The organism is Ruegeria sp. HKCCD7303, assembly GCF_013111185.1.
Classification (GTDB): Bacteria; Pseudomonadota; Alphaproteobacteria; order Rhodobacterales; family Rhodobacteraceae; genus Ruegeria.
Genome location: NZ_WVRE01000005.1, coordinates 128,337 through 149,607, shown reverse-complemented (window position 1 = coordinate 149,607; position 21,271 = coordinate 128,337). Strand labels below are relative to the sequence as shown.

Sequence of the window (21,271 nt, the reverse complement as noted above, 5' to 3'; positions counted from 1 at the left end):
GTGAACAAGCGCGGGGCGGTCAGGAAACCGCCCCGCTGCAATATTGTCCTTTAAGACAAGCGGGGGCTGCTTTGAATTCTGACGTCTTTGAGCCATGGGAAGACCCACAGGCGAAACCTTTGATCCAGTTCCAGAATGTGACCAAGCGCTTCGGCGAGTTCACAGCGATCGACAACCTGTCGCTGGATATTTTCGAACGTGAGTTCTTTGCGCTGCTCGGCCCGTCAGGGTGCGGCAAGACAACGATGATGCGGATGCTTGCCGGGTTCGAGACCCCGACCGAAGGCCATATTCTACTGGGCGGTCAGGATATCGACCCGATCCCACCGAACAAGCGGGCCGTGAACATGATGTTTCAGTCATATGCCCTTTTCCCGCATCTCAGCGTCTGGGAAAACATCGCGTTTGGTCTGCGCCGGGACAACATGCCGAAACATGACCTGGATGAGCGTGTTGAAGAGATGTTGCGTCTGACACGGTTGGAGCAGTTTGCCCGCCGTAAGCCGCATCAGATTTCAGGTGGACAACGACAGCGCGTGGCTTTGGCGCGCTCGCTGGCGAAGGCTCCAAAACTTCTGCTGTTGGACGAACCGTTGGGCGCGCTCGACAAGAAACTGCGCCAAGATACGCAGTTCGAATTGATGGATATTCAAGAGAAAACGGGCACGACTTTCGTGATCGTCACCCACGACCAGGAAGAAGCCATGACCGTTGCTAGCCGCGTGGCAGTGATGGATCAGGGGCAGCTGATGCAGGTTGCCACGCCCGACCGGATTTATGAAAACCCGGCTTCGGTCTATGTCGCTGATTTCATTGGAGATGTGAACATTATCGAAGGCCGTGCAGCCCCATCGGGGGAGGATACTTATCAGATTGATTGGGCCGAAGGTCAGGCCCCTTTGACGGCGTCATCGTCAACCGGATTCTCGAACGGTCAGTCTTGTCATCTGGCGATCCGCCCTGAAAAAGTGACTATCTCTGCCGAGCGGCCGGCCGATGCGGTCAACGCCGTTCAGGGCAAGGTTCATGACATTGCCTATCTGGGCAATCTGTCCACCTATCACGTCGAACTGCAAAATGGCACAATCATCAAGGCGCAGACGGCCAACACCCGCCGCATCTCGCGCCGTTCGTTCACCTGGGAAGACCCGGTCTGGCTGTCCTGGACAGCGACGGCTGCGGTTTTGTTGGCCCACTGATGCGCCGCGCTGTTCTGATCGCCATCCCTTATGTCTGGCTGTTGGCATTGTTTCTGGTGCCGTTCTTCATTGTCTTGAAGATTTCACTGTCGGACACGGCGCTTGCCATTCCGCCCTATACTCCGACTTTGGACTTTTCAGCCGGTTGGGCGGGGATCAAAGATTTCTTCAGTCAGCTGGATTTTGAGAATTATGTCTGGCTCACCGAAGACGATTTGTATTGGAAAGCCTACCTGTCCAGCGTCAAGATCGCTTTGATCTCGACCTTCCTGACGCTGTTAGTTGGCTACCCTATTGCCTATGGCATGGCACGTGCACCCCAGGAATGGCGTCCGACGCTGATGATGCTGGTTATCCTGCCCTTCTGGACCTCATTCCTAATCCGGGTTTACGCGTGGATGGGTATTCTTTCGAACGAAGGGTACCTGAATCAGATTTTGCTTTGGACGGGTCTCATCTCGACCCCGCTGACGATCCTGAACACCTCGACCGCTGTCTATATCGGCATCGTTTACACCTATCTACCCTTCATGATCCTGCCTATCTACTCGGCTTTGGAGCGCTTGGATGGATCACTGATCGAGGCAGCCGAAGATCTGGGATGTTCCCGTTTGCAAGCGTTCTGGCTGGTGACGATTCCGCTGTCCAAACCCGGGATCATCGCGGGTTGCTTCCTTGTGATGATCCCAGTGATCGGTGAGTTTGTGATCCCCTCGCTTCTGGGCGGTTCAGGTACGCTGATGATCGGCAAGGTTCTGTGGGAGGAGTTCTTCTCGAACCGAGACTGGCCGGTGGCCAGTGCTGTGGCCATCGTGTTGCTGTTGATCCTGGTGATTCCCATTGTGCTGTTCCAGCGGAACCAGCAGAAACAGGCGGAGGCCGACGGATGAACAGATTAAGTTGGTTCAATACGGTTTCGCTGACGTTGGGATTTGCGTTCCTGTACATCCCGATGATCATCCTGATCGTTTTCAGCTTTAATGAAAGCAAGCTGGTCACGGTCTGGGCCGGGTTTTCTACCAAATGGTACGGAGAGCTTCTTCAGAACGAGGCGTTTTTGGATGCTGCCTGGGTCACGATCCGGGTCGCGGTGTTTTCGTCGACACTGGCAACGATTCTGGGAACGGCTGCCGCTTATGTGCTTGTCCGAAGCGGGCGGTTCTTTGGCCGGACGCTGTTTTCCGGCATGATCTATGCACCGTTGGTGATGCCCGAAGTGATCACCGGTCTGTCACTGTTGCTGCTGTTTATCGGAATTGGTCTGGATCGCGGTATTCTGACCATCGTGCTGGCCCACACGACCTTTTCGATGTGTTTCGTTTCGGTTGTTGTGTCCTCGCGCCTCATCACTTTCGATCGCTCGTTGGAGGAAGCTGCGCTGGATTTGGGATGTTCACCGGCGCAGGCGTTCCGCCTTGTCACCCTGCCGATCATCGCACCGGCGGTGATCTCAGGTTGGTTGCTGGCCTTCACCTTGTCGCTGGACGATCTGGTGATTGCCTCTTTCACCTCGGGGCCGTCGGCCACGACATTGCCGATCAAGATCTTCTCGGCCGTGCGCCTTGGCGTCAGTCCGGAAATCAACGCATTGTCCACGATCATGATTGCCGTGGTGACAGTTGGGGTGATTACGGCCTCGCTTGTGACCAAACGGGCGATGGTCAGGCAGCGGCAGGATGAGATGGCCGCGGCACGCACCGAATGAAGCGGGTATTTCCCGACTACGCTTATAGCGACGCACCACGCGACGGCTGTTGGTGGGACGAAACAGTGCCTGCCTTGGATTGGCCAGAGTTGCAGGGCGACACGAAGGTGGATGTCGCGGTTGTTGGTGGCGGGTTTACTGGCGTTTCCGCTGCCCTGCATTTGGCTGAAGCCGCTTCAGTTGCGGTCTTCGAAGCTGGTCCGCCGGGGTGGGGTGCGTCGGGGCGAAATGGCGGTTTCTGCTGTCTCGGTGGGTCCAAACTTAGTTCAGCGATGATGGAGCGTCGCTACGGGCGCGCTGCGGCGCAAGCCTATGCTGCGGCGGAAGAAGATGCGGTGAACCTGGTCGCCGCTCTTCTTGACCAGCATGGGATAGCAGCAGACAGACATTCCAGCGGAGAAACCCAATTGGCGCATTCGAACCACGCCATGGACGTGTTGCGCAGAAACCAAGATGAGATGGGCGTGCTGCATGATGCAGCAGACTTACCCGGGTTGGGATTGGGCGGTCCCTTTTTGGGTGGGTACACGCACCCGGTTGGCTTTGGCCTGAACCCTCGCAAATACTTGTTTGGGCTTGCGAAAGCAGCGGAAGCTTTGGGTGTGCGCCTGTTTCAAAACAGCCCGGTGCAGCGTATCGACAAAACTGCATCAGGATTTGCTTTGAAAACACATACTGGGCAGGTCCACGCAGAAATCGTGCTGATCTGCACCAACGGGTATTCCAGCGAAGACATTCCGGATTGGATGTCGGGGCGGTACATGCCTGCTCAGTCTACGGTTATGGTTACGCGACCGCTCAGCCAGGCCGAGCAAATGGCACAGGGCTGGACGTCGGACCAGATGTGTTACGACACACGTAACCTTCTGCATTACTTCCGCCTGATGCCGGACGGGCGATTTCTGTTTGGCATGCGGGGCGGGCTGCGGTCCTCAGTGCAGACAGAAGCATCCATACGGGCAAAGGTTCAGCAGGATTTCAAAAAGATGTTTCCGGCCTGGTCACAGGTTGAAGCCACGCATCTTTGGTCCGGATTGGTGTGCATGTCCCGTGCGCTGACGCCTTATGTCGGTCCCATACCTGAGCAGCCGGGCATGTACGCTGGCTTTGCATATCACGGCAACGGCGTCGCTATGGGAACCTATTGTGGTCGAGCCTTGGCAAGGCTGGCCTTGGGGCAGAATGCCGGCTTGCCCACGCTTATGAGTCAAACACCTCAGCGGTTTCCAATGGGACGTTGGCGGCGGGCAATCATGCCGCCAGCCTATGCCCTGATGGCTCTTGCGGATCTTAGATAAAGTCGTCGATCACAGAGCAGCCGTTTCCAGCCTCAGACCTTCTGCATAATCGGGCGCGCCATTCTCCGCGCGCCACAGACAATAGCTTGCCATACGCCAGGCGTACCAGGGTTTGAGGTGCTGATAGCGGGCTACGATTTCCGCATTATCATAGGCGGACAAAAACTGGTCTTCCTCTGCTTTTGAAAGAGGTGCCCCCCGGTACAGCCGTTGCATGGCAGGCGACAGGAACAAGGCAAGGTCTTCGGTTGGGTCGCCACGGGCAGGGCATTGCCAGTCGATCAATGTCAGGCCGTCAGTTGCAACCAAAATGTTGCCTGCAACAGGATCACCGTGGATCAAACATGTCCGTTCCGTGGGCGCAACCTCTATAGTTGGTTGCTGTTCAAACAACCTGTGCCGTGCCTCCGAGGTGCAGCCTTGTAGAATGCGACACCCGTGGGCCTTTAGATCGGTACTGCCGTTACATCCGGACGGGGCCGGGACCGAAAGCACAAGGTCATGCAATCGTCGCAACAACCTGCCAACCGTATCGGTGCCCTTCTGCCAGGGTGTTCCGGGGGCGTGGTCATAAAAAACCCAATGCGCGTCCTTGTGCCGCCCTGCTGCACGCAAACGCGGCACGAAGCCTTCCGGGCCAAGGGCCTCCAGGCACCGCGCCTCGAGTTCAGCGTCATTACGAAACAGCGGATTGCGAAGCGTGGTGCTGTAAAGCTTCAGCACCTTGTCGCCTCCGTCCTCTAGAACTTTCCAAACTTGATTGGTGCGTCCACCATACAGCGTTTCAAAACGCGGGTATGTGCTGACCAGCCCCTGAGCGCAGAGGTGGTCAACCAGATCGCGAGGAGGTGCAGGCGTTTCGGGCAGAGCTTCTGTCACTTTTTTTGGCGAGTCGATTTGCCAAGCTTTGGACGCTCCTGTGCCGCAGATCAAGCACCAGTTCGAACGGCGTTCACCTCGCCTGCGGAAATCACCTGCCCGCCGCTGAGGGTCAATAGCACTGAGTTGCCCCCAACCTGTGCTTCTACAACGCGGTTATAGGCAGCAGCTGGCGTTTGAGACAGCGGTTCTCCATTCTTGTGGCTTTCCAGTGTAGCAGTGTAGTTGCCGGTGCCTATCGGATCGCCCGATGCGGTCACGCCAGCCCACACAAACTTGGATTGTGCTGGGGACACTGTCATTCTATCGAGAACGGTTCCGTTTTCGTCACGTATTACCAGTTTGGCAGTGTCGGCCTTTGGATCAGCCTGAGCAAACAGTGTCTTGGGCTGACCGTCAAAATGGAAAGCAGATGTTGATCGGACGTCCATGCCGACCCAGCTTGCAAGCTCATTCAGATTGACGCTGCCCAAAGTGCTGGCCAAAGACGACAAGTGATCATTGGTTTGAACTTGTTGTTCGACCATCGAGAACTGGGCCAGCTGCGATGCGTACTGAGTCGAGTCCATCGGTTCTAACGGATCCTGATTCTGTGCTTGGGCAGTGAGCATTAGCAAGAAGGTCTCAAAGTCAGATGTGATCGCAGAGGTCCGTGTATTCTCTGCGGATTGCTGAGAGGTCGATGCTTGTGTGGTGGTGACGGGAGTGATCATCGGTCAAAACCTCATGTCGATGCCCCGGCCTGGGACCTGAATTTGTTGCAGAGATACGATTTGAGCATCCGAATCGCTTTGCGGGTCATCGAACGCAGATCCGGACTCTGGTGTATCGGTGCCAACCGCCTGGCCATCCGCATCGGAAGATGTGCCCAGATCAAAGTTCAATTCACCGTATCCCAGTTTCTGAAACTCTTCCGCAAGTACGGATAAATGGCGTCGCATCAGCTCCAGGGTCTCGGGGCGTTCGGTGGCAATTGTCATATGCATGCCGTCGTCGCGCCCGTTCAGAACAATGGAAACTCGCCCCAACTCTTCAGGGTTCAGCGCTATCTCCATTGCTCCGGATCCCGCACGACCCTGAATCGACGCCGCAAGTTGGCCAGCGATTGCTCGTGCGATTTCGGCGCGGGCAAAAGTTGACTGTCCAGAAAGGTGTTGCGTCGTTTCACGCGGAGCGGTTTGGAGTGCTTCGTCCTTGGTAACAACTGTGGTTTCAGCGCTCTGATCAAGGACCGCGTGTTCCTTCTCGATAAGGTCTGCCAACATTTGAAGCTGTGCAACAGGCGGCGCGTGGGCCGGTTTTGTTGATTTGATTGTTGCGGGCGTGACCTCAGACCGTTGCGTGGACTCAATGCTTTGAGATGTTGGGGCGGATTCCGGGGCGTTGAACGTGCCTTTTGCCTTAGTCAGGTGGTCAATCGGTCGGCTCTCCTTTGCGACCGCGACAGGCGTCACGTGCTGGTTCAAAGCAGGCAGTACCTGACCTGTCTTGGATCGCGTTAATGCGGGTGCAGGAGCATCAACCGGGTCGGGCTGGCTTGTTGTCGATGAAAACTTTGGCCGTTCCGGGTCATTTTCAGCGGATGCACTAGGATCACCTGCCGATGCCGGTGTGTTACTTGAAAGCCCTCCTTCAGCCACAGGCTGACTATACGCGACATGTGTTGAAGAGCTCACCAGTTCCACGACACGAAGAGGTTCTAAAAGCGGGGCAGCTTCGGGTTCCGCCATATCTATGCTTTGTGCTTCTGCGTCCGGCGTTTCGATTTCAGGGGCGGCAAGGGACAGGTCGGTATCGGGCAGATCGTCGGCTTTTCCATCTTGGCCCAGGATGTCCTCAAAGCGTGTCACCCCGCTGGCCTGCCCCATTTCATTTTGTGACGAGGTCGGTTTTGCAGGGGCTATTGACGCCGTAGTGGCCAGCATAATTGAGTTGGGCATTTTGCTCCGGCTCCGTGTGATTGGCCAGAACTCTGCACTCAGGAAGTTACGTTTATTTTAACTGCTTTCGCTTTTGATCGAGAAAGTTCGAAGCAAATTTCGGAGAAAGCTATGCAAGTTTCCACCCACGCGCAGGCGGGCCAAATTCCTTTGGCCCAGACCCAACTCAAAGAAGCAGCCGTTGAACTGGAGGCGGCCTTTTTAAGTGAAATGCTAAAATCCGCTGGGCTGGGAGAAACGCGCCAGAGTTTTGGCGGTGGGGCAGGGGAAGACCAGTTTGGCTCGTTTCTTGTTCAGCATCAGGCGCAGCAACTCGCCCGGTCCGGCGGCGTCGGTCTTTCTGAAATACTGCTCAAGTCGTTGATGGAGAAAGCTGATGACATCTGAGGTCAACATGACGCTGATCAAGTCTTTGGAAGAGGTTCTGGATCTTGAGCGCGCGGCGCTAGTGCAAGGGGATCTTGATCGATTGACGCATATGGTTCCGGAAAAAGAGAAGCTGATCGGCGCAATAAATGATCTTCAAGTGCAGGACAGCGACGCATTGATTCGGGTGCAGCAGAAGGTCGCGCGTAATCAGGCCTTGCTGAACAGTGCGGCCGACGGAATCCGCGCCGTGGCCAGCCGCATGGCTGAACTGCGCCGGGTTCGGCAGGAATTCAGTACCTACGGCGCTGATAGTCAGCGCAGCGAATTCGCGATGCGTGGAACAGTGAAATTGGAAAAAAGGGCATAGGCAGGAGTTTGATTCAAATCCGAAATTTCCCGCCTTGAGGTTTTAGCACTCCGTTAGGGGATCTGGTTCAAGAGTGAGGCTGCACCTGAGAATGGCAGGTGGCGCGATTGGCCAAGCGGCGCATCGCATAGGTCAGAACGACACCAATGCCCGCAGGTTTTGCGGGGTGAACACGGGCAAAATGGCTCAAACGGAAAAGGATGACAGCAATGTCCAGCATTCTGACAAACAATGGCGCGATGGTTGCGCTGCAGACACTGAAGTCGGTAAACAAAAATCTGGCGATGACGCAGAACGCGATTTCGACCGGTAAGGATGTCGCGACGGCCAAGGACAATTCGGCAGTTTGGGCGATATCCAAAGTGATGGAATCGGATGTCAAAGGCTTCAACGCCATCAAGGACAGCCTGGCGTTGGGGGAATCGACCGTTGCTGTGGCCCGGAACGCGTCGGAAACCGTGACCGATCTGCTGACACAGATGAAGGAAAAGATCGTTGCAGCGCAGGAAGACAACGTTGACCGCGGCAAAATCAACGATGACGTGACTGCTCTGAAAGACCAGATCAACTCGGTTGTCAGCGCCGCGCAGTTCAACGGTCTGAACCTGGTGGACGGCTCGGCAGGCTCTGCGTCGATCCTCGCGTCCTTGGATCGGGACAGCCTTGGCAATGTCACGGCATCGTCGATCACTGTAACAGGTCAGGACTTGTCCACTGGTGGTTACACCGCAGCCCAGGTATTTGACGGTTCAACCGGGGCGTCTACTGGCAATGACCGAGTTGGTGCGACTATCGACAACGGTGCGACTTCAGCAACCGCTCTGGTTACGGATGAATCCAGCGGGGCCTTCGCGGCGGGTGACAAGGTAGTTGTCGCAATTGACGATCAGGTTGTGTCGTACACAGTTTCCGCAGCCGATGCAGCCGCGACCACAACGGGCGACCTGGTTGCCGTGGGTCTGAAAGCAAAGATCGAGGAGTTGGGGATTTCCGGCCTGACTGTTGATTACGATTCTGGCACTCAAGGCACTCTGTCCATCACCAATTCGACCGGCGACGACATCTCATTCTCGGCTCAATACGTGAACGCTGGTTCGGGTGGTCTGGGTGCGTTGACGGGCATTGACGTCTCGACCGGCGCTGGCGCGACTGCCGCTTTGGCAACGATCGAAACGCTGATCGATACCTCGATTGACGCATCGGCTGCTTTCGGGTCCTCGCAGGGTCGGATCGAGACCCAGAAAGAGTTCATCTCGAACCTGGCTGATTCGTTCAAGTCCGGCATCGGCTCGCTTGTCGATGCGGACATGGAGGAGACTTCTGCGCGGCTGCAGGCGCTGCAGGTACAACAGCAGCTGGCTACTCAGTCGTTGTCGATCGCCAACCAGGCACCACAGTCGATCCTGTCGTTGTTCCGCTAAATCACAAAGCGGGTCGGGGCATGATTTTAGTGCCCCGACCCTGATCGCCTGACGACGGCCCTTTGGAAGGATTTCAAGTGATACCGCAAACGCTCGCCCACCGCGCTTACGCACAAACCGCTGCGCCGACTCGAACGCCCCGCGATACCGAATATGAGGCAATTTCCAGGATCACGCGGCGTCTTAAGGCCGCAACAGCCCGCAAGGCGACAGATTTCTCGGCGTTTGTTCAGGCCGTTCATGAGAATCGACGGCTTTGGGGGGTGCTGGCAACAGGCGTTGCCGATTCCGCGAACGCTTTGCCAAACGATCTGCGGGCGCGGATTTTCTACCTTGCCGAGTTTACCGAACAACACAGCAGTCGTGTGTTGGGAGACGGCGCAACGGTTGAGCCATTGTTGGAAATCAACACGGCTGTATTGCGCGGGTTGCGCCAGATGGGGGCGACCTGATGAGCGGTTTGGTCCTAAAGCTTGCCCCGAAAGAAAGAGTACTGATCAACGGCGTGGTTATTGAGAACGGGGATCGTCGGAGCAGGTTTTCAGTCATGACGCCACAGGCAAACGTTCTGCGGCTGCGGGATGCGATCCATCCTGACGAAGTTAATACGCCTGTGCGCCGTGTCTGTTATGCCGCGCAGCTGGTTTTGTCAGGTGACATGGAGCCGGATCAGGCACGTCAGCAATTGCTGCGTAGCGTGGAAGAGTTGAGCCAGGTGTTCACGGATGCGGACAGTCGCAAGGTGCTGTCTGAGGCCACGGATGCCTTGGTGGCCGAGCATTACTACAAATGTCTTAAGTCCCTGCGTTCGCTTCTACCACGTGAAGAGCGGCTTATGGCCTATCAGCAATGACCTTTCAGCCAGTTATCCCAACCGGTGGAATTGTAGGCTGGCGGTTTCTTCAGCGTACGTACGACAACCAGTTCCAAAGTTTCTCGTCTTCCTCGGTGAATGAGCGGGAGACGCGGTATTTTCTTGAGAATATCGGCAAGGTGGAATCTGCAGAACAGCTGGTGTCGGATCGCAGGTTATTGCAGGTCGCCTTGGGCGCGTTTGGATTAGAAGGCGATTTGGACAATCGGTTTTTTGTCCGCAAAATCCTTGAAGACGGAACGCGAGCCGATGACGCTTTGTCCAACCGTCTGGCGGACAAACGGTATCGAGAGTTCTCTGACGCTTTCGGGTTTGGGCCCGGGGACGTTCGGAAAACAGCGTTGAAAACCAACATGGAAAAGATTGCTCAGGCCAATGTGACGACACGGTTTGAAGTCGCCGTAGGCGATTCGGACGAGACAATGCGTATCTCGCTTTACGCGCAGCGCGAGCTGGCCGATTTGGCCAAAACGGCTTCAAGCGCAGATACCAAGTGGTTTGACCTGATGGGCCTGCCCCCCTTGCGCAGCATGATGGAAACGGCGCTTGGCCTGCCTCGGTCCTTTGCTCAGCTGGATATCGACAAACAACTGGTCGAATTCAAAGACCGGCTGTTGCAGCTGACGGGCTCGGAAGATTTGTCTCAGTTTTCGGATCAGAAAGCACTCGAGCAACTGACCGACACTTACTTGGCCCGAAGTCAGATTGCGCAGCTTCAGAATACGATTTCACCGGGGCAGACGGCTCTGATCCTGCTTGGGGCTGGTTAGAAAGAGTGTTTGGTCCAGAACTGGATCGTCCTTTTTTGGGGCAGGATCATGTGTGTGCAGACAACATTTTCACGTAGGTTTTAACTGTCCAGAATGGCATCCGCCGCAGTACGTAAAGCATATGACACAACAGGTTGAGACACGTTGTGCAGCTCTACCGCACCCAAAGGCAAAGCGTTCGAGCAGGCGGGCTCGATATCTTCGGACACGACAATGCGATGCCCTTTGGTTTTCCCGAACTCTCCTAAACGTGCGGCGATATTGGCGGCTTGACCGATGACTGTGAAATCAAGGCGTTCGCGTGAACCCACATTTCCATAGGTCACGCGCCCGTAGGACACGCCGATCGAACAGTCACAATGCGTGTCAGAGCCGTCCTTACGCAGCTCCCCCAACGTTTCAACGATTTTGACCGCTGATAGTTGTGCGTTCATACGTGCGGTTGCGGCGTTCTCGTCCGCAGCTGGAAAGACGGCCAAGACAGCATCGCCAATAAACTTAAGAACTTCCCCACCGTTTTCATGAACGATACCTGAGACCGTTTCAAAGAACGCATTCAACACATTGATGTAGTCGCTGCGCCCCAGCTTTTCTTCCAGGCTTGTCGAGTTGCGCAGATCGCAGAACATGATCGCCGCGTCGATCTCATCCCCGTCCCCGCGCCGGATCTCTCCTCCTAAAACACGGGCACCCGTGCGTTTGCCGACATATGTTTCCAACAAAACCTGAGCGTTTTCTCGTTGCATGAACACTTCATAGAATCGCGCGATAACCGAAGAGCACTCGAAAACAAGGCCCAGGTTTTCTGTCGTAAACCCGTCTGGGTGATCGCAGGTCAGTGTCAGTACATTTGTCCGCCCATCGGAAAACGGCAGCGGCATGGCGACATAGTCGGTCGCGCCTTTGGCCCGTAAATCCTCCATGATCGGGAAACTATTGTGCGGGTTGTCATCGTTCAGCCGTTGCCGCACGCCCCCCAAACCGTTCGAGACGTGGCGCAGCGGGCTGTTTATGAAGGCCGGGTGATCATGGATTTCGTATGTTGGCGCCCGGGTCAGAATCTCTTCTTCGCCTTTTTCCCAGATATAATGCTTGCCCACGATCAAGGGGTGTAGGGACCATGCCAAAATACTCAGACGCTGTATCGCGATACCGTGCTCCAGCATTTTTTCAGCCAAAGCTTCTGTAAAGCTCTCTGGTGTCGTCGCTGTCGACGCACCGCGCATCAGCCAATCAATCAGAGGCCCGCTGATGTTGCCATCGTCAACTTCGCGCAGGCGGTTGTCGCCCAAATCTATCCGTGTATAGGCGCTGGGCGTAAACCCGATGCAGCCTTGTATCGCTTTGCTTTCTGGCAAAGTGTCTTCGTAGGCCCAAACGGAATTGGTCAGTGTTTCACCGGGCAGGCTAATGTCGTGATAAGTGGCCGTGCCTTTGAACGGGCAAAAAGTTTGCAATTCAGTTTCTGCGCTCAGATCTACGCAAACGTCTGCGCGCGGCACATAAACCGTGGGCGGCAGGCGTGTTTCATACATAACCTTGGCATTTGTGCTTTCAGCCAAAAGGACGTCATCGCGGTAAATCGCAATCCTGCCGCTCAGAGGTTCGACAGAGATTCCATATCCATTCATCTTTGGTGCGGCGTGGACGTTCATAAGCGACCTCCCTTGCCTTTGGTATATTCAGAATGGGCGCTCCCATCCCACTTTCCAAGAGGCCGAAACTGGATTTTACCGGAAACGAGCGTTGGTGTCCAAGTGATCAGACCATCTGAATGACGTCTTTTTCTATGGACAGCATATAGCCTTTCTTGGCGATATTCTTGACCAAAAGTTCACTGACCATTTGATTTCCAAGCGCGTCGCGCAGCCGTTTGATCCGCGTTGCGCCTGCGGCTTCGTCGCAGTCGGCTTCGTCGCGACCGGAAATCACTCCTTCGATCTGGGCACCGGACAGAACCTCGTCATCCAGCCGGGATTCCGCCAGAACGGATAGGGTTTCCATGGCGGCGGGTGTCAGTTTGAAATCCATATTGTTGAGGTAAACGGTGTTCTCCTCGCGACTGATCAGCAGGGATGTCACCTGAATGCCAGTGCGTTCAATCTGAGCCATGCGTCGGTTCAGCAGAACCAGCATCACCAGAAACACCAGCGCCGAGATCATCATCGCGCTGGCAAAAACCAGTAGTACGTAGATGACCATTCGGTAACTGGACAAGGTGTCGGCAAAGGCGGTGCCGGACTGGGCCAGTATTTCAAGCAACCGGATTTCTGTTTGCGAGGTCAGATCGGCCTCGACAAACAGCCGTTCGACCCGCGCGTTGAAGGCGTTTGCGTCTGGCAGCGTCCAGAACAGGAAAACGGCAGCGGTGATCAGGATAGCAACGATGGCAGCGATGCCCAGCACAACCAGCCGGACGCCCGACCGGCGCGCATCAGAAACGGAGATAGAATTGTCCGGCATTGTCCTTCCTCTGATCCAGCCCTTCTGGCCCAAAAACGGATTGCACCTCTAGCAGTGTCCACCCCGATGCGTTCAGGCGCTGTGCGATTTCAGCCCGGGCCCGGCCCTTGTCGCAGGCCGAGACCTGAATGACCCCGTAATGCAGGCGCAGCGGGTTGTCTTTCTTGGCCTTGTAATCCGCATAGCAATCCGCCGCAGACACGGCAGAACCAAGCGATATCAGGGCCGCAAAGGTCAGAGAAGAGAGGATCTGTTTCATAGGCCGCATCCTGCGCATGAGTTGCCGCGATATTCAATAACCCAAGGGGTTTGCGGGCTCTGATATCGGATAACACAGGGCTGTTATTGCCTGTCTGGACCCACCGCCCCCAGTGTCAGGGCAGTCAGGACGCGGTCCGTCATACGGTCGCCCAATCAACGAAAAGGATGCGCATCATGCATAAGAAATTCATCGCTCTGATCATTGCGACCGCTGTTGCCATTACTGGTGTCTCGGCTTCTCAGGCGAAGGCGGCGGATGCCAAGGACATTCTGGGTGGCCTGGCGGCCATCGCGATCATCGGCGCGGGAGTTCATTATTATAACAAAGAAAAGCACAAAGACCGGGCGGCTCGTTATCAGGCATATAACCCGAAACCCTACAAGCCACAGCCCGTGCGCCCGTTGCCGCCGCGCGTGGCGCGGTACGATCTGCCGCAGCGCTGCCTGCGCAAGTATAACGGGTATTCACAGGACCATTTGTTGCTTGGTCCGAAGTGCCTGAAGAAGCACTACAAACATGTCCATAGCCTGCCGAAAGAGTGCAAGGTTGGTTTCTGGAACGGCAAAAAGGTTAAGCGGGCATATGAGCCTGCATGCCTGCGCAAGAAAGGATACCGCGTCGTTTATCAGTAACATCGGTCGAGCAGGAGCGGCGCCCATGAAGCGTCGTGTTAGAGAGGGTGGTTTGGGCCACCCTCTCTTTTTTCTTGCGGTGTCGCGTGAAACACGTTTTTCCAGTGAAATGACAAAGCCGAATTTCGAACTTGAGCAGGCGCTGCTGGAGCGGGGCCATATTCGTATCGCCGGAGTGGATGAGGTCGGGCGTGGCCCTTTGGCCGGGCCTGTTGTGGCTGCAGCCGTGATTCTGAACCCAAAGGATATTCCCGAGGGGTTGAATGACTCCAAGAAGCTGACCGCAAAACGTCGGGCCGCACTGGACGCAGAGATTCGCTCCAGCGCTGAATTTGCCATTGCCGAAGCGACCGTTGCCGAGATTGACGAGATTAACATCCTGAGGGCTTCGCATTTGGCGATGGTGCGCGCGGTTGAGGCACTGACACCTGCCCCTGATTTCCTGCTGATCGACGGCAACATGATTCCGCGTGGCATGAAAATCCCGTCGCAGGCCGTCGTGAAGGGGGATGCCCGTTCGGTGTCGATTGCAGCTGCTTCGATCCTTGCGAAAAACTGGCGGGATCAGGTGATGGTGGATTTGGCGCAACAGCATCCGGGTTATGGATGGGAAACCAACGCCGGTTATCCGTCAAAACAACACAAAGAAGCGCTGCAAAATCTTGGCGTGACCCCACACCATAGACGTTCGTTCAAGCCGGTGCACAATATCTTGTATCAAGAGTAAATCGTAAGTTGCTGATTCAAAAAAGAAATTGACGGCGAATCGTCTTTGACTCATCCTTGTCTCAACCAAATGAGCGCAAAAGCGCCGTGGATACTTGAGGCAGTGATATGACAACGACCACCAAAAAGGGCGCAAAAGCGCTCCCTTTAAACACGATTCTTTCCGGGGACTGCATCGAAGTGATGAACAGTCTGCCCGAGGCGTCGGTTGACCTGATTTTCGCGGATCCGCCCTATAATCTGCAGTTGAAAGGCCAGTTGCACCGCCCGGATAACTCTCAGGTGGATGCGGTTGATGATCACTGGGATCAGTTTTCCAGCTTTGGTGCCTATGACCAGTTCACGCGCGAATGGCTGAAGGCGGCACACCGTCTGCTGAAGCCCAATGGCGCGATCTGGGTTATTGGGTCTTATCACAACATCTTCCGCGTGGGCTCGGCCCTGCAGGACGCGGGGTACTGGATTTTGAACGACGTTGTATGGCGTAAGTCGAATCCCATGCCGAATTTCCGGGGCAAGCGCTTTACCAACGCGCATGAGACTATGATCTGGGCCAGCAAGCGCGAAGGTGCGAAATACACGTTCAACTATGAAGCTTTGAAAGCGCTGAACGAAGGCGTGCAAATGCGCAGCGACTGGGTGCTGCCGATCTGCACCGGGCATGAGCGTCTGAAGGACGAAAACGGCGACAAAGCGCATCCGACGCAAAAGCCGGAGTCGCTGCTGCACCGCGTGTTGATTGGCTCGACCAATCCGGGCGATGTGATTTTGGATCCGTTCTTTGGCACAGGTACAACCGGTGCAGTCGCCAAAATGCTGGGTCGCGAGTTCATCGGAATCGAGCGTGAGGAAAGCTATCGCAAAGTGGCCGAGAAACGCATCGCCAAGGTGCGCAAGTTCGATCGCGAAGCGCTGGAAGTCAGCGCCAGCAAACGCGCCGAACCGCGCGTACCCTTTGGCCAACTGGTCGAGCGTGGAATGCTGAGACCGGGCGAAGAACTCTATTCCATGAACCAGCGCCACAAGGCCAAAGTGCGCGCCGATGGCACGCTGGTCGGTCAAAACGTCAAAGGCTCGATCCATCAGGTTGGCGCACATCTGGAAAACGCTCCATCTTGCAACGGCTGGACATACTGGTGCTTCAAGCGTGATGGAAAAACGGTTCCGATCGACGTTCTGCGTCAGCAGATCCGGGCCGAGATGAACTGATTTCACGAACACCGCCGGTGCCTGTGGCCTGACACAAGGCACTAAGCCTTGCCCCGCCGATCCTACGGCGGGGTCTTTTGTTTTGGCATCAAGAGTGGTTGCATGACAGTGACCCTGACACTGCAAGAAAGATCACGGCCATGACCGAGACGACCGCGCAGCCCCGCCGCAGCCTGTTTTTTACACAGCCTGATACATATGATTTGGACAACAAGTATACCGAGGCGGCGTTAGAACGGCACAAGCGCGAAGGGTTGGAACTGGCCGTGCGTGCCCGTTGGGTGGCGATGGCGCTGACTGGGGTTCTTCTGATTTTCCTTAACCCGCAGTGGGAAGTGCTTTGGTATCACTTCATCCTGTTGCTGATCTGCGCCAACGGGTGGCTGATACGCCGTGCGGGTCGCGTTGGGCAGTCGCGGGTTGAGTTGCTGCTGATCTTTGTCGACCTGCTGATCATGACGCTTGGAATGATTGTGCCTAACCCGTTCAGCGAAGATGTTCGACCGTTGGCGATGCAATATCGGTTCGACAACTTCCAGTATTTTTTCATCATTTTGGCAGCTGGGACTTTGGCCTATTCTTGGCGGACGGTGATTGCCATCGGCTCCTGGACCGCGATGATGTGGACGGCGGGGTGGATCATTGCCTGGTGGGTGGCCACCCCCATTCCAGGTATCAGCGAAAAGGTTGCGACGGCCTTGCAAGGGTATCCGGATGTGGCGGAATTGCTAAATCCCAACAGCTTCATGGCCCCGCAGCGTATCCAGCAAGTCGTCGTTTTTATCATGGTTGCGGTGACATTGGGTGTCTCGATGCGGCGATTGAACCAGCTGTTGATGAGCAACGCCGGTTTGGAGCGGGAACGGGCCAACCTGTCGCGATATTTCTCTCCTAACGTGGTGGATGAACTCAGCCAGAACGACGAGCCGCTGAAACAGGTCCGTAAAGAGAATGTGGCAGTCTTGTTCATCGACATCGTGGGTTTCACCAAATACGCCGCCGGGCGTGATCCCTATGAGGTCATCGAGGTGCTGCGAGGTTTCCACGCCCGTATGGAGACCGAAGTGTTCCGGCACCATGGAACCCTGGACAAGTATCTGGGTGACGGCTTGATGGCGACTTTTGGTACGCCGGTGCCGACGCCCTTGGATGCGAGCAATGCCTTGGGCTGCGCGCGCGCGATGGTAAAAGTGATCGACCGCTGGAATCTGGATCGTCGGCGTGCCGGAGAACCTGAAATCCAAGTTGGGATTGGGGTGCACTATGGCTCGGTCGTTTTGGGGGATATTGGCGCCAACCGGCTGGAATTTGCAGTGATCGGTGATGCGGTTAATGTGGCTGCCAAGCTGGAGGCACTGACGCGCGAGTTTCAGGCAAACATAGTTGTCAGCGATGCTGTGCGGGAACGGGTAGCCGAAGAAAACCCCACTGTGCCAGGTGCGATGGAAGGCTTCACTGCACATCGCGATCAATCTGTCCGCGGGGTAGAGACGCCGATGAATATCTGGGTGATGAAGAACTGAAACCCTCCCGCCCATCAGAACAGCATCGAAGATGCCGTGCTGACAGTTGGGCCAGACAGCGCGCAGACGCGCGCTGCGGTCACGCTTTGGGCATCGGGTTCAAAGCCTTGTTGTAGGGGTGCCAGTCCTTAATCTCGGGGTAATAATGGCGTCGCCATTCCCGAACACGCGGGTTCATCACCCGCTTCCAAAGCGGAGGGATCATCGCTGCGACTGTCATCACCGGATAGCCATACGGCAATTGCGGGGCTGAGTCTGGTCTGTGATGTTGCAACAGCGGAAACCGGCGGTTGGGTTTGTAGTGATGGTCGGAATGGCGCTGCAGATTGATCAGCAACCAGTTTGATGCCTTATGCGCCGCATTCCAGGAATGACACGGCAAGACATGTTCGTACCGACCGTCGCCCAGATATTTTCGTGTCAGGCCGTAGTGTTCGACGTAGTTGACCAGCTCAAGCTGCCAGATCGCGACACCGGCTTGCAGCAGAAACAGGGCCAAACCAGCCCACCCTCCGATCAGCGCAGCCAGCGCCAGCATCGCGCCTTGCAGGGCCCAGTATCGCCAAAACGGGTTGGAACGATCCGTCCATGGCCGGTCTTTGCGGGCCAGCTTGTCGCGTTCGGCGTTGAAGGCTGACATCAGACATTGCCATAGAACGCGGGGATAAAAGCGGTGGAACCCTTCATTGTAACGGGCTGTCACCGGATCGCGTGGTGTGCCCACGTAACGGTGATGGACCAGCAGATGTTCGGACCGGAAATGAGAATACAGTACCATGGCCAAAAGGATATCCCCCAGCCATCGCTCGCCCCGACTTTTCTGGTGCATAAGCTCGTGACTGTAGTTGATCCCGATTGTACCGGACAGGACGCCCATACCGAAAAACAGGCCAATCTTTGCGGGCGTCGACAGATGGTTGGTGTGGGTTGCATACCAGATCAAACCAAACAGCGTCAGGAATTGAAGCGGCACCCAAAGCTTGGTCAGCAGGATGTACCAGCGCAACACATCATCAGATGTCTCCGGATCGGCGTTTTGCTCGTTCAGGCCGGTGATCCGGTCCAGAACCGCAAAAGCCCACCACGTTGAAAGTGGGATCAACAGGACCCACCAGCCTCCGGCAATTGCGGTGAACCAGATCAACGGGATCAACAGCAGGGACACCCAGAAAGGGGAGGCGGATTGCCAGCGGGACAATGTGCCTGTTGCGATCATTTTTTCTGCTCCGACGTTATGGGCCTAGCCTATCCGCGACCCGGCGGATTGCACAGCGGTCTTAACGTTCTCTCCACAGATCGTAGGCTTTGCGCATCACTGTCGGCAGGTCGCTGGGTTTGAAACTGTGCTTGTCTAGCACGGTTAGGTGTTCGGGCACGAATTGATCCTCTAGATCGACAGTCCAAACTCTGAGAATCAAATGGAAATGCGTAAAGGTATGGCGCACTTCTGCGGGCAGGATCGTCCACTCTGCCGCGAACGGGGCGCGTTCGGTTGGGGCATCGTTCCACTCTGATCCGGGCCAGCCTAGCATTCCGCCCAGCAGCCCCTTGTCCGGTCTGCGTTCCAGCACCATGGCCCCGTCTGCCTTGCGCGCAATATAGACGTGGCCATAGCGGGTGGGCTTGGGTTTTTTCGGTGTCTTTCGGGGCAAGTTGATCATGGTACCCGCGATGCGGGCCTGACAGGGATCACGCAACGGACATATGCCGCAGGCCGGAGATTTCGGCGTGCAGATCGTGGCCCCCAGATCCATAACCGCCTGAGCATAGTCACCGGGTCGCGTGGTCGGTGTCAGGGCCTCGGCTTTTTCTTTCAGCAAAGGTTTGGACCCTGGCAAAGGATCGTGGATGTCATAAAACCGGGCCATGACCCGTTCGACATTGCCATCCAGCACTGTTTCGGGCTGATCAAATGCAATGGCCGAGATCGCAGCGGCGGTATACGGGCCGATGCCGGGCAGTTTCAGCAATGCATCATAGGTGTCAGGAAACTGGCCATCGTGGTCTTGCGCCACAGCACGGGCGCATTTCAACAGGTTGCGGGCGCGGGCATAATATCCAAGCCCAGCCCATTCCCCCATCACCTGTTCATCCGGCGCTGCGGCCAGCGCGTGAACTGTTGGCCAGCGGGTTGTGAAACGCAGGAAATAGTCTCGCACTGCCGCCACGGTGGTTTGCTGCAACATCACTTCGGATAGCCAGACCCGATAGGGGTCAGGGCGCACCCCGACCGCCCGATCCGCAGGGCTGACGCGCCATGGCATGTCGCGCGCGTGGCGGTCATACCACTCCAAAAGCGGGGTGCTGACGATGAATTCAGGGGAGTCACGCAAGTTTTATTCATCTCCTTGTCGGGTTTCGCTGGCACCCGATGGTCTGCCTATTACAATAGCGGTGTAGGAGTGGGAAACCAGATGCAACGCAGACGTTCCTCGACCCGCGGGTTCAAACGCACCGCGTCCTTGCTGAATGATCAGATCCGGCGCGCCGGTGAAAGCCGTGGCTTTGCCGTGTCGCGGTTGTTGACCCATTGGGCCGAGATTGTAGGTCAGGACACCGCTGCCATCGCGCGCCCGGTCAATGTGGGCTATGGCAAGGGCGGCTTTGGTGCGACCCTGACCGTGCTGACCACCGGCCCGCAGGCACCGATGCTGGAAATGCAGAAGGAACAACTGCGCGGTAAGGTCAACGCGGTTTACGGATACAACGCCATCAGCCGCATCCGCATCACCCAGACTGCTCCGACCGGTTTTGCCGAGGGGCAGGCCAGTTTCGACCACAAGCCGAAGCAGGCAAAACCCCAGATTGCTCCAGACGTTGCCGCCGAAGCCGACAAAGTGTCACGCGACGTGAATGATGAAGATTTGCGCGCAGCCCTTGAACGTCTCGCTTGCAACGTTTTATCCAAACAGAAACGCTGAGAAAGGGCCGAGAATGAGCCGTATTGCAACCGTAATCTGTGCGGCCGTCGCCGTAGCCGCTGGAGGCTATTGGCTGTCGCTGTCAAATTCCAATTCGTCCAACCTGTTGGTGAGCACTGCTGAGGCGCAGGAGGCTGAGATTGATACCTCGACCGTTATCGAAATGGTGCAGGGTGCCGAAGACGCACCGGTCGAGATCATCGAATATGCTTCTTTCACCTGCCCGCATTGTGCGAGTTTTCATCAGGGCGCGTACAAGCAGCTCAAGAAAGACTTTATCGACACCGGAAAGGTCAAGTTTACCTATCGTGAGGTTTATTTTGACCGCTACGGTCTGTGGGCGTCGATGGTCGCACGCTGCGCCGGACCCGAAAAGTTCTTTGGCCTCACCGACGTGATCTACGAGAAGCAGTCCGAGTGGACACGCGCGGGCGGTCCGACTGAGATCGTTGACGAGCTGCGCAAGATCGGCCGTTTGGCCGGGATCGACGGCGATCAGCTGGAAGCATGTCTACAAGACGGCACCAAGGCGCGTACACTGGCCGCGTGGTACCAGGAAAACGCTGAGCGTGACGGCATTCAAGCCACCCCGTCCTTCATCGTGAATGGCAAGAAGGTCGACAATCAATCCTACGCGGATTTCAAAAAGCTGATCGAAGCCGAGCTTGGCAGCTGATCTTTTGCCGGTCGGCTCCCGATGGGGTCGGCCGGAT

25 protein-coding genes are annotated in these 21,271 nt (G+C 56.1%); 16 read left to right on the top strand and 9 right to left on the bottom strand.

The genetic code is table 11. The features are described from left to right. Window positions 1–71 precede the first annotated feature (71 nt). Genes GS630_RS14495 through GS630_RS14480 form a run of 4 tightly spaced genes read left to right on the top strand, consistent with a single transcriptional unit; the run spans window position 72 to window position 4,202 of the window. Window positions 72–1,199 carry an ABC transporter ATP-binding protein gene (locus tag GS630_RS14495; RefSeq protein WP_171620100.1) on the top strand — a complete coding sequence of 376 codons (1,128 nt, stop codon included), beginning with the start codon at window positions 72–74 and terminating at the stop codon, window positions 1,197–1,199. Continuing rightward, complete coding sequence (locus GS630_RS14490; RefSeq protein WP_171236111.1) at window positions 1,199–2,089, top strand: ABC transporter permease subunit; 891 nt, start codon at window positions 1,199–1,201, stop codon at window positions 2,087–2,089. The genes GS630_RS14495 and GS630_RS14490 overlap by 1 nt, the downstream gene beginning before the upstream one ends. Continuing rightward, window positions 2,086–2,904, top strand: a complete 819-nt coding sequence (locus GS630_RS14485; protein WP_171180347.1) for an ABC transporter permease — start codon at window positions 2,086–2,088, stop codon at window positions 2,902–2,904. Before GS630_RS14490 ends, GS630_RS14485 begins: the two co-directional genes overlap by 4 nt. Then, window positions 2,901–4,202: an FAD-binding oxidoreductase gene (locus GS630_RS14480; RefSeq protein ID WP_171712074.1), complete on the top strand. Its 1,302-nt coding sequence runs from the start codon at window positions 2,901–2,903 to the stop codon at window positions 4,200–4,202. The genes GS630_RS14485 and GS630_RS14480 overlap by 4 nt, the downstream gene beginning before the upstream one ends. A gap of 9 nt (window positions 4,203–4,211) precedes the next feature. Here GS630_RS14480 and GS630_RS14475 read toward each other — a convergent pair whose 3' ends face one another. From GS630_RS14475 to GS630_RS14465, 3 genes are read right to left on the bottom strand one after another with little or no spacing between them, the layout of a single operon-like run. Continuing rightward, on the bottom strand, window positions 4,212–5,081 hold the full coding sequence (locus GS630_RS14475) for a phosphotransferase (protein WP_371809141.1): 870 nt from the start codon (window positions 5,079–5,081) through the stop codon (window positions 4,212–4,214). Between the two features lie 50 nt (window positions 5,082–5,131). Further along, the gene (locus GS630_RS14470; protein ID WP_171620096.1) at window positions 5,132–5,794 is read right to left on the bottom strand and encodes a flagellar hook capping FlgD N-terminal domain-containing protein; all 663 of its coding nucleotides are present in this window, start codon (window positions 5,792–5,794) and stop codon (window positions 5,132–5,134) included. A gap of 3 nt (window positions 5,795–5,797) precedes the next feature. Next, complete coding sequence (locus GS630_RS14465; RefSeq protein ID WP_171238709.1) at window positions 5,798–7,021, bottom strand: flagellar hook-length control protein FliK; 1,224 nt, start codon at window positions 7,019–7,021, stop codon at window positions 5,798–5,800. Between the two features lie 111 nt (window positions 7,022–7,132). Here GS630_RS14465 and GS630_RS14460 point away from each other — a divergent pair, with 111 nt between their 5' ends. Beyond that, on the top strand, window positions 7,133–7,408 hold the full coding sequence (locus GS630_RS14460) for a rod-binding protein (protein WP_171236107.1): 276 nt from the start codon (window positions 7,133–7,135) through the stop codon (window positions 7,406–7,408). Then, window positions 7,398–7,757: a flagellar export chaperone FlgN gene (locus GS630_RS14455; RefSeq protein WP_171620093.1), complete on the top strand. Its 360-nt coding sequence runs from the start codon at window positions 7,398–7,400 to the stop codon at window positions 7,755–7,757. Before GS630_RS14460 ends, GS630_RS14455 begins: the two co-directional genes overlap by 11 nt. A 67-nt stretch (window positions 7,758–7,824) precedes the next feature. On the opposite strand, the gene GS630_RS14450 is transcribed toward GS630_RS14455, so the two are convergent. Next, window positions 7,825–7,977, bottom strand: a complete 153-nt coding sequence (locus tag GS630_RS14450; RefSeq protein WP_171236105.1) for a hypothetical protein — start codon at window positions 7,975–7,977, stop codon at window positions 7,825–7,827. On the opposite strand from GS630_RS14450, the gene GS630_RS14445 reads away from it, so the two are divergent. The 4 genes from GS630_RS14445 (at window position 7,967) to GS630_RS14430 (ending at window position 10,822) form a co-directional block, all read left to right on the top strand. Beyond that, on the top strand, window positions 7,967–9,178 hold the full coding sequence (locus GS630_RS14445) for a flagellin (protein WP_171236104.1): 1,212 nt from the start codon (window positions 7,967–7,969) through the stop codon (window positions 9,176–9,178). The genes GS630_RS14450 and GS630_RS14445 overlap by 11 nt on opposite strands. A 77-nt stretch (window positions 9,179–9,255) precedes the next feature. Next, complete coding sequence (gene flaF, locus GS630_RS14440) at window positions 9,256–9,630, top strand: flagellar biosynthesis regulator FlaF (RefSeq protein ID WP_171236103.1); 375 nt, start codon at window positions 9,256–9,258, stop codon at window positions 9,628–9,630. Continuing rightward, complete coding sequence (flbT, locus tag GS630_RS14435) at window positions 9,630–10,031, top strand: flagellar biosynthesis repressor FlbT (protein ID WP_171238705.1); 402 nt, start codon at window positions 9,630–9,632, stop codon at window positions 10,029–10,031. The genes flaF and flbT overlap by 1 nt, the downstream gene beginning before the upstream one ends. After that, on the top strand, window positions 10,028–10,822 hold the full coding sequence (locus GS630_RS14430) for a DUF1217 domain-containing protein (protein ID WP_171620091.1): 795 nt from the start codon (window positions 10,028–10,030) through the stop codon (window positions 10,820–10,822). Before flbT ends, GS630_RS14430 begins: the two co-directional genes overlap by 4 nt. 80 nt (window positions 10,823–10,902) lie before the next feature. On the opposite strand, the gene GS630_RS14425 is transcribed toward GS630_RS14430, so the two are convergent. From GS630_RS14425 to GS630_RS14415, 3 genes are all read right to left on the bottom strand, one after another. Then, complete coding sequence (locus GS630_RS14425; protein WP_171236100.1) at window positions 10,903–12,477, bottom strand: DUF427 domain-containing protein; 1,575 nt, start codon at window positions 12,475–12,477, stop codon at window positions 10,903–10,905. A gap of 106 nt (window positions 12,478–12,583) precedes the next feature. Continuing rightward, window positions 12,584–13,285: a helix-turn-helix domain-containing protein gene (locus GS630_RS14420; protein ID WP_171238703.1), complete on the bottom strand. Its 702-nt coding sequence runs from the start codon at window positions 13,283–13,285 to the stop codon at window positions 12,584–12,586. After that, window positions 13,257–13,544, bottom strand: coding sequence for a hypothetical protein (locus GS630_RS14415; protein WP_171180322.1), 288 nt, complete (start codon window positions 13,542–13,544; stop codon window positions 13,257–13,259). The genes GS630_RS14420 and GS630_RS14415 overlap by 29 nt, the downstream gene beginning before the upstream one ends. A 176-nt stretch (window positions 13,545–13,720) precedes the next feature. Between GS630_RS14415 and GS630_RS14410 the strand changes: the two genes are divergently transcribed. The 4 genes from GS630_RS14410 (at window position 13,721) to GS630_RS14395 (ending at window position 17,637) form a co-directional block, all read left to right on the top strand. Continuing rightward, the gene (locus GS630_RS14410; protein WP_171238702.1) at window positions 13,721–14,179 is read left to right on the top strand and encodes a hypothetical protein; all 459 of its coding nucleotides are present in this window, start codon (window positions 13,721–13,723) and stop codon (window positions 14,177–14,179) included. A 109-nt stretch (window positions 14,180–14,288) separates the two neighbouring features. After that, on the top strand, window positions 14,289–14,906 hold the full coding sequence (locus GS630_RS14405; protein ID WP_171620161.1) for a ribonuclease HII: 618 nt from the start codon (window positions 14,289–14,291) through the stop codon (window positions 14,904–14,906). Window positions 14,907–15,013: 107 nt separating this feature from the next. After that, a complete protein-coding gene (locus tag GS630_RS14400; protein WP_171188606.1) occupies window positions 15,014–16,114 on the top strand; it encodes a site-specific DNA-methyltransferase in 1,101 nt (366 codons plus the stop codon). Window positions 16,115–16,254: 140 nt separating this feature from the next. Then, entirely contained in the window at window positions 16,255–17,637 is a 1,383-nt protein-coding gene (locus tag GS630_RS14395) for an adenylate/guanylate cyclase domain-containing protein (RefSeq protein ID WP_171238701.1), read from the top strand. Window positions 17,638–17,716: 79 nt separating this feature from the next. On the opposite strand, the gene GS630_RS14390 is transcribed toward GS630_RS14395, so the two are convergent. Both GS630_RS14390 and mutY read right to left on the bottom strand, forming a co-directional pair. Then, entirely contained in the window at window positions 17,717–18,853 is a 1,137-nt protein-coding gene (locus tag GS630_RS14390) for an alkane 1-monooxygenase (protein WP_171620089.1), read from the bottom strand. Window positions 18,854–18,914: 61 nt separating this feature from the next. Then, window positions 18,915–19,970, bottom strand: a complete 1,056-nt coding sequence (mutY, locus tag GS630_RS14385) for an A/G-specific adenine glycosylase (protein WP_171620087.1) — start codon at window positions 19,968–19,970, stop codon at window positions 18,915–18,917. Window positions 19,971–20,051: 81 nt separating this feature from the next. On the opposite strand from mutY, the gene GS630_RS14380 reads away from it, so the two are divergent. Both GS630_RS14380 and GS630_RS14375 read left to right on the top strand, forming a co-directional pair. Further along, window positions 20,052–20,558, top strand: coding sequence for a DUF721 domain-containing protein (locus tag GS630_RS14380; protein WP_171188610.1), 507 nt, complete (start codon window positions 20,052–20,054; stop codon window positions 20,556–20,558). A gap of 13 nt (window positions 20,559–20,571) precedes the next feature. Beyond that, window positions 20,572–21,234, top strand: coding sequence for a DsbA family protein (locus GS630_RS14375; protein ID WP_171236093.1), 663 nt, complete (start codon window positions 20,572–20,574; stop codon window positions 21,232–21,234). The last annotated feature ends 37 nt before the right edge of the window (window positions 21,235–21,271 follow it).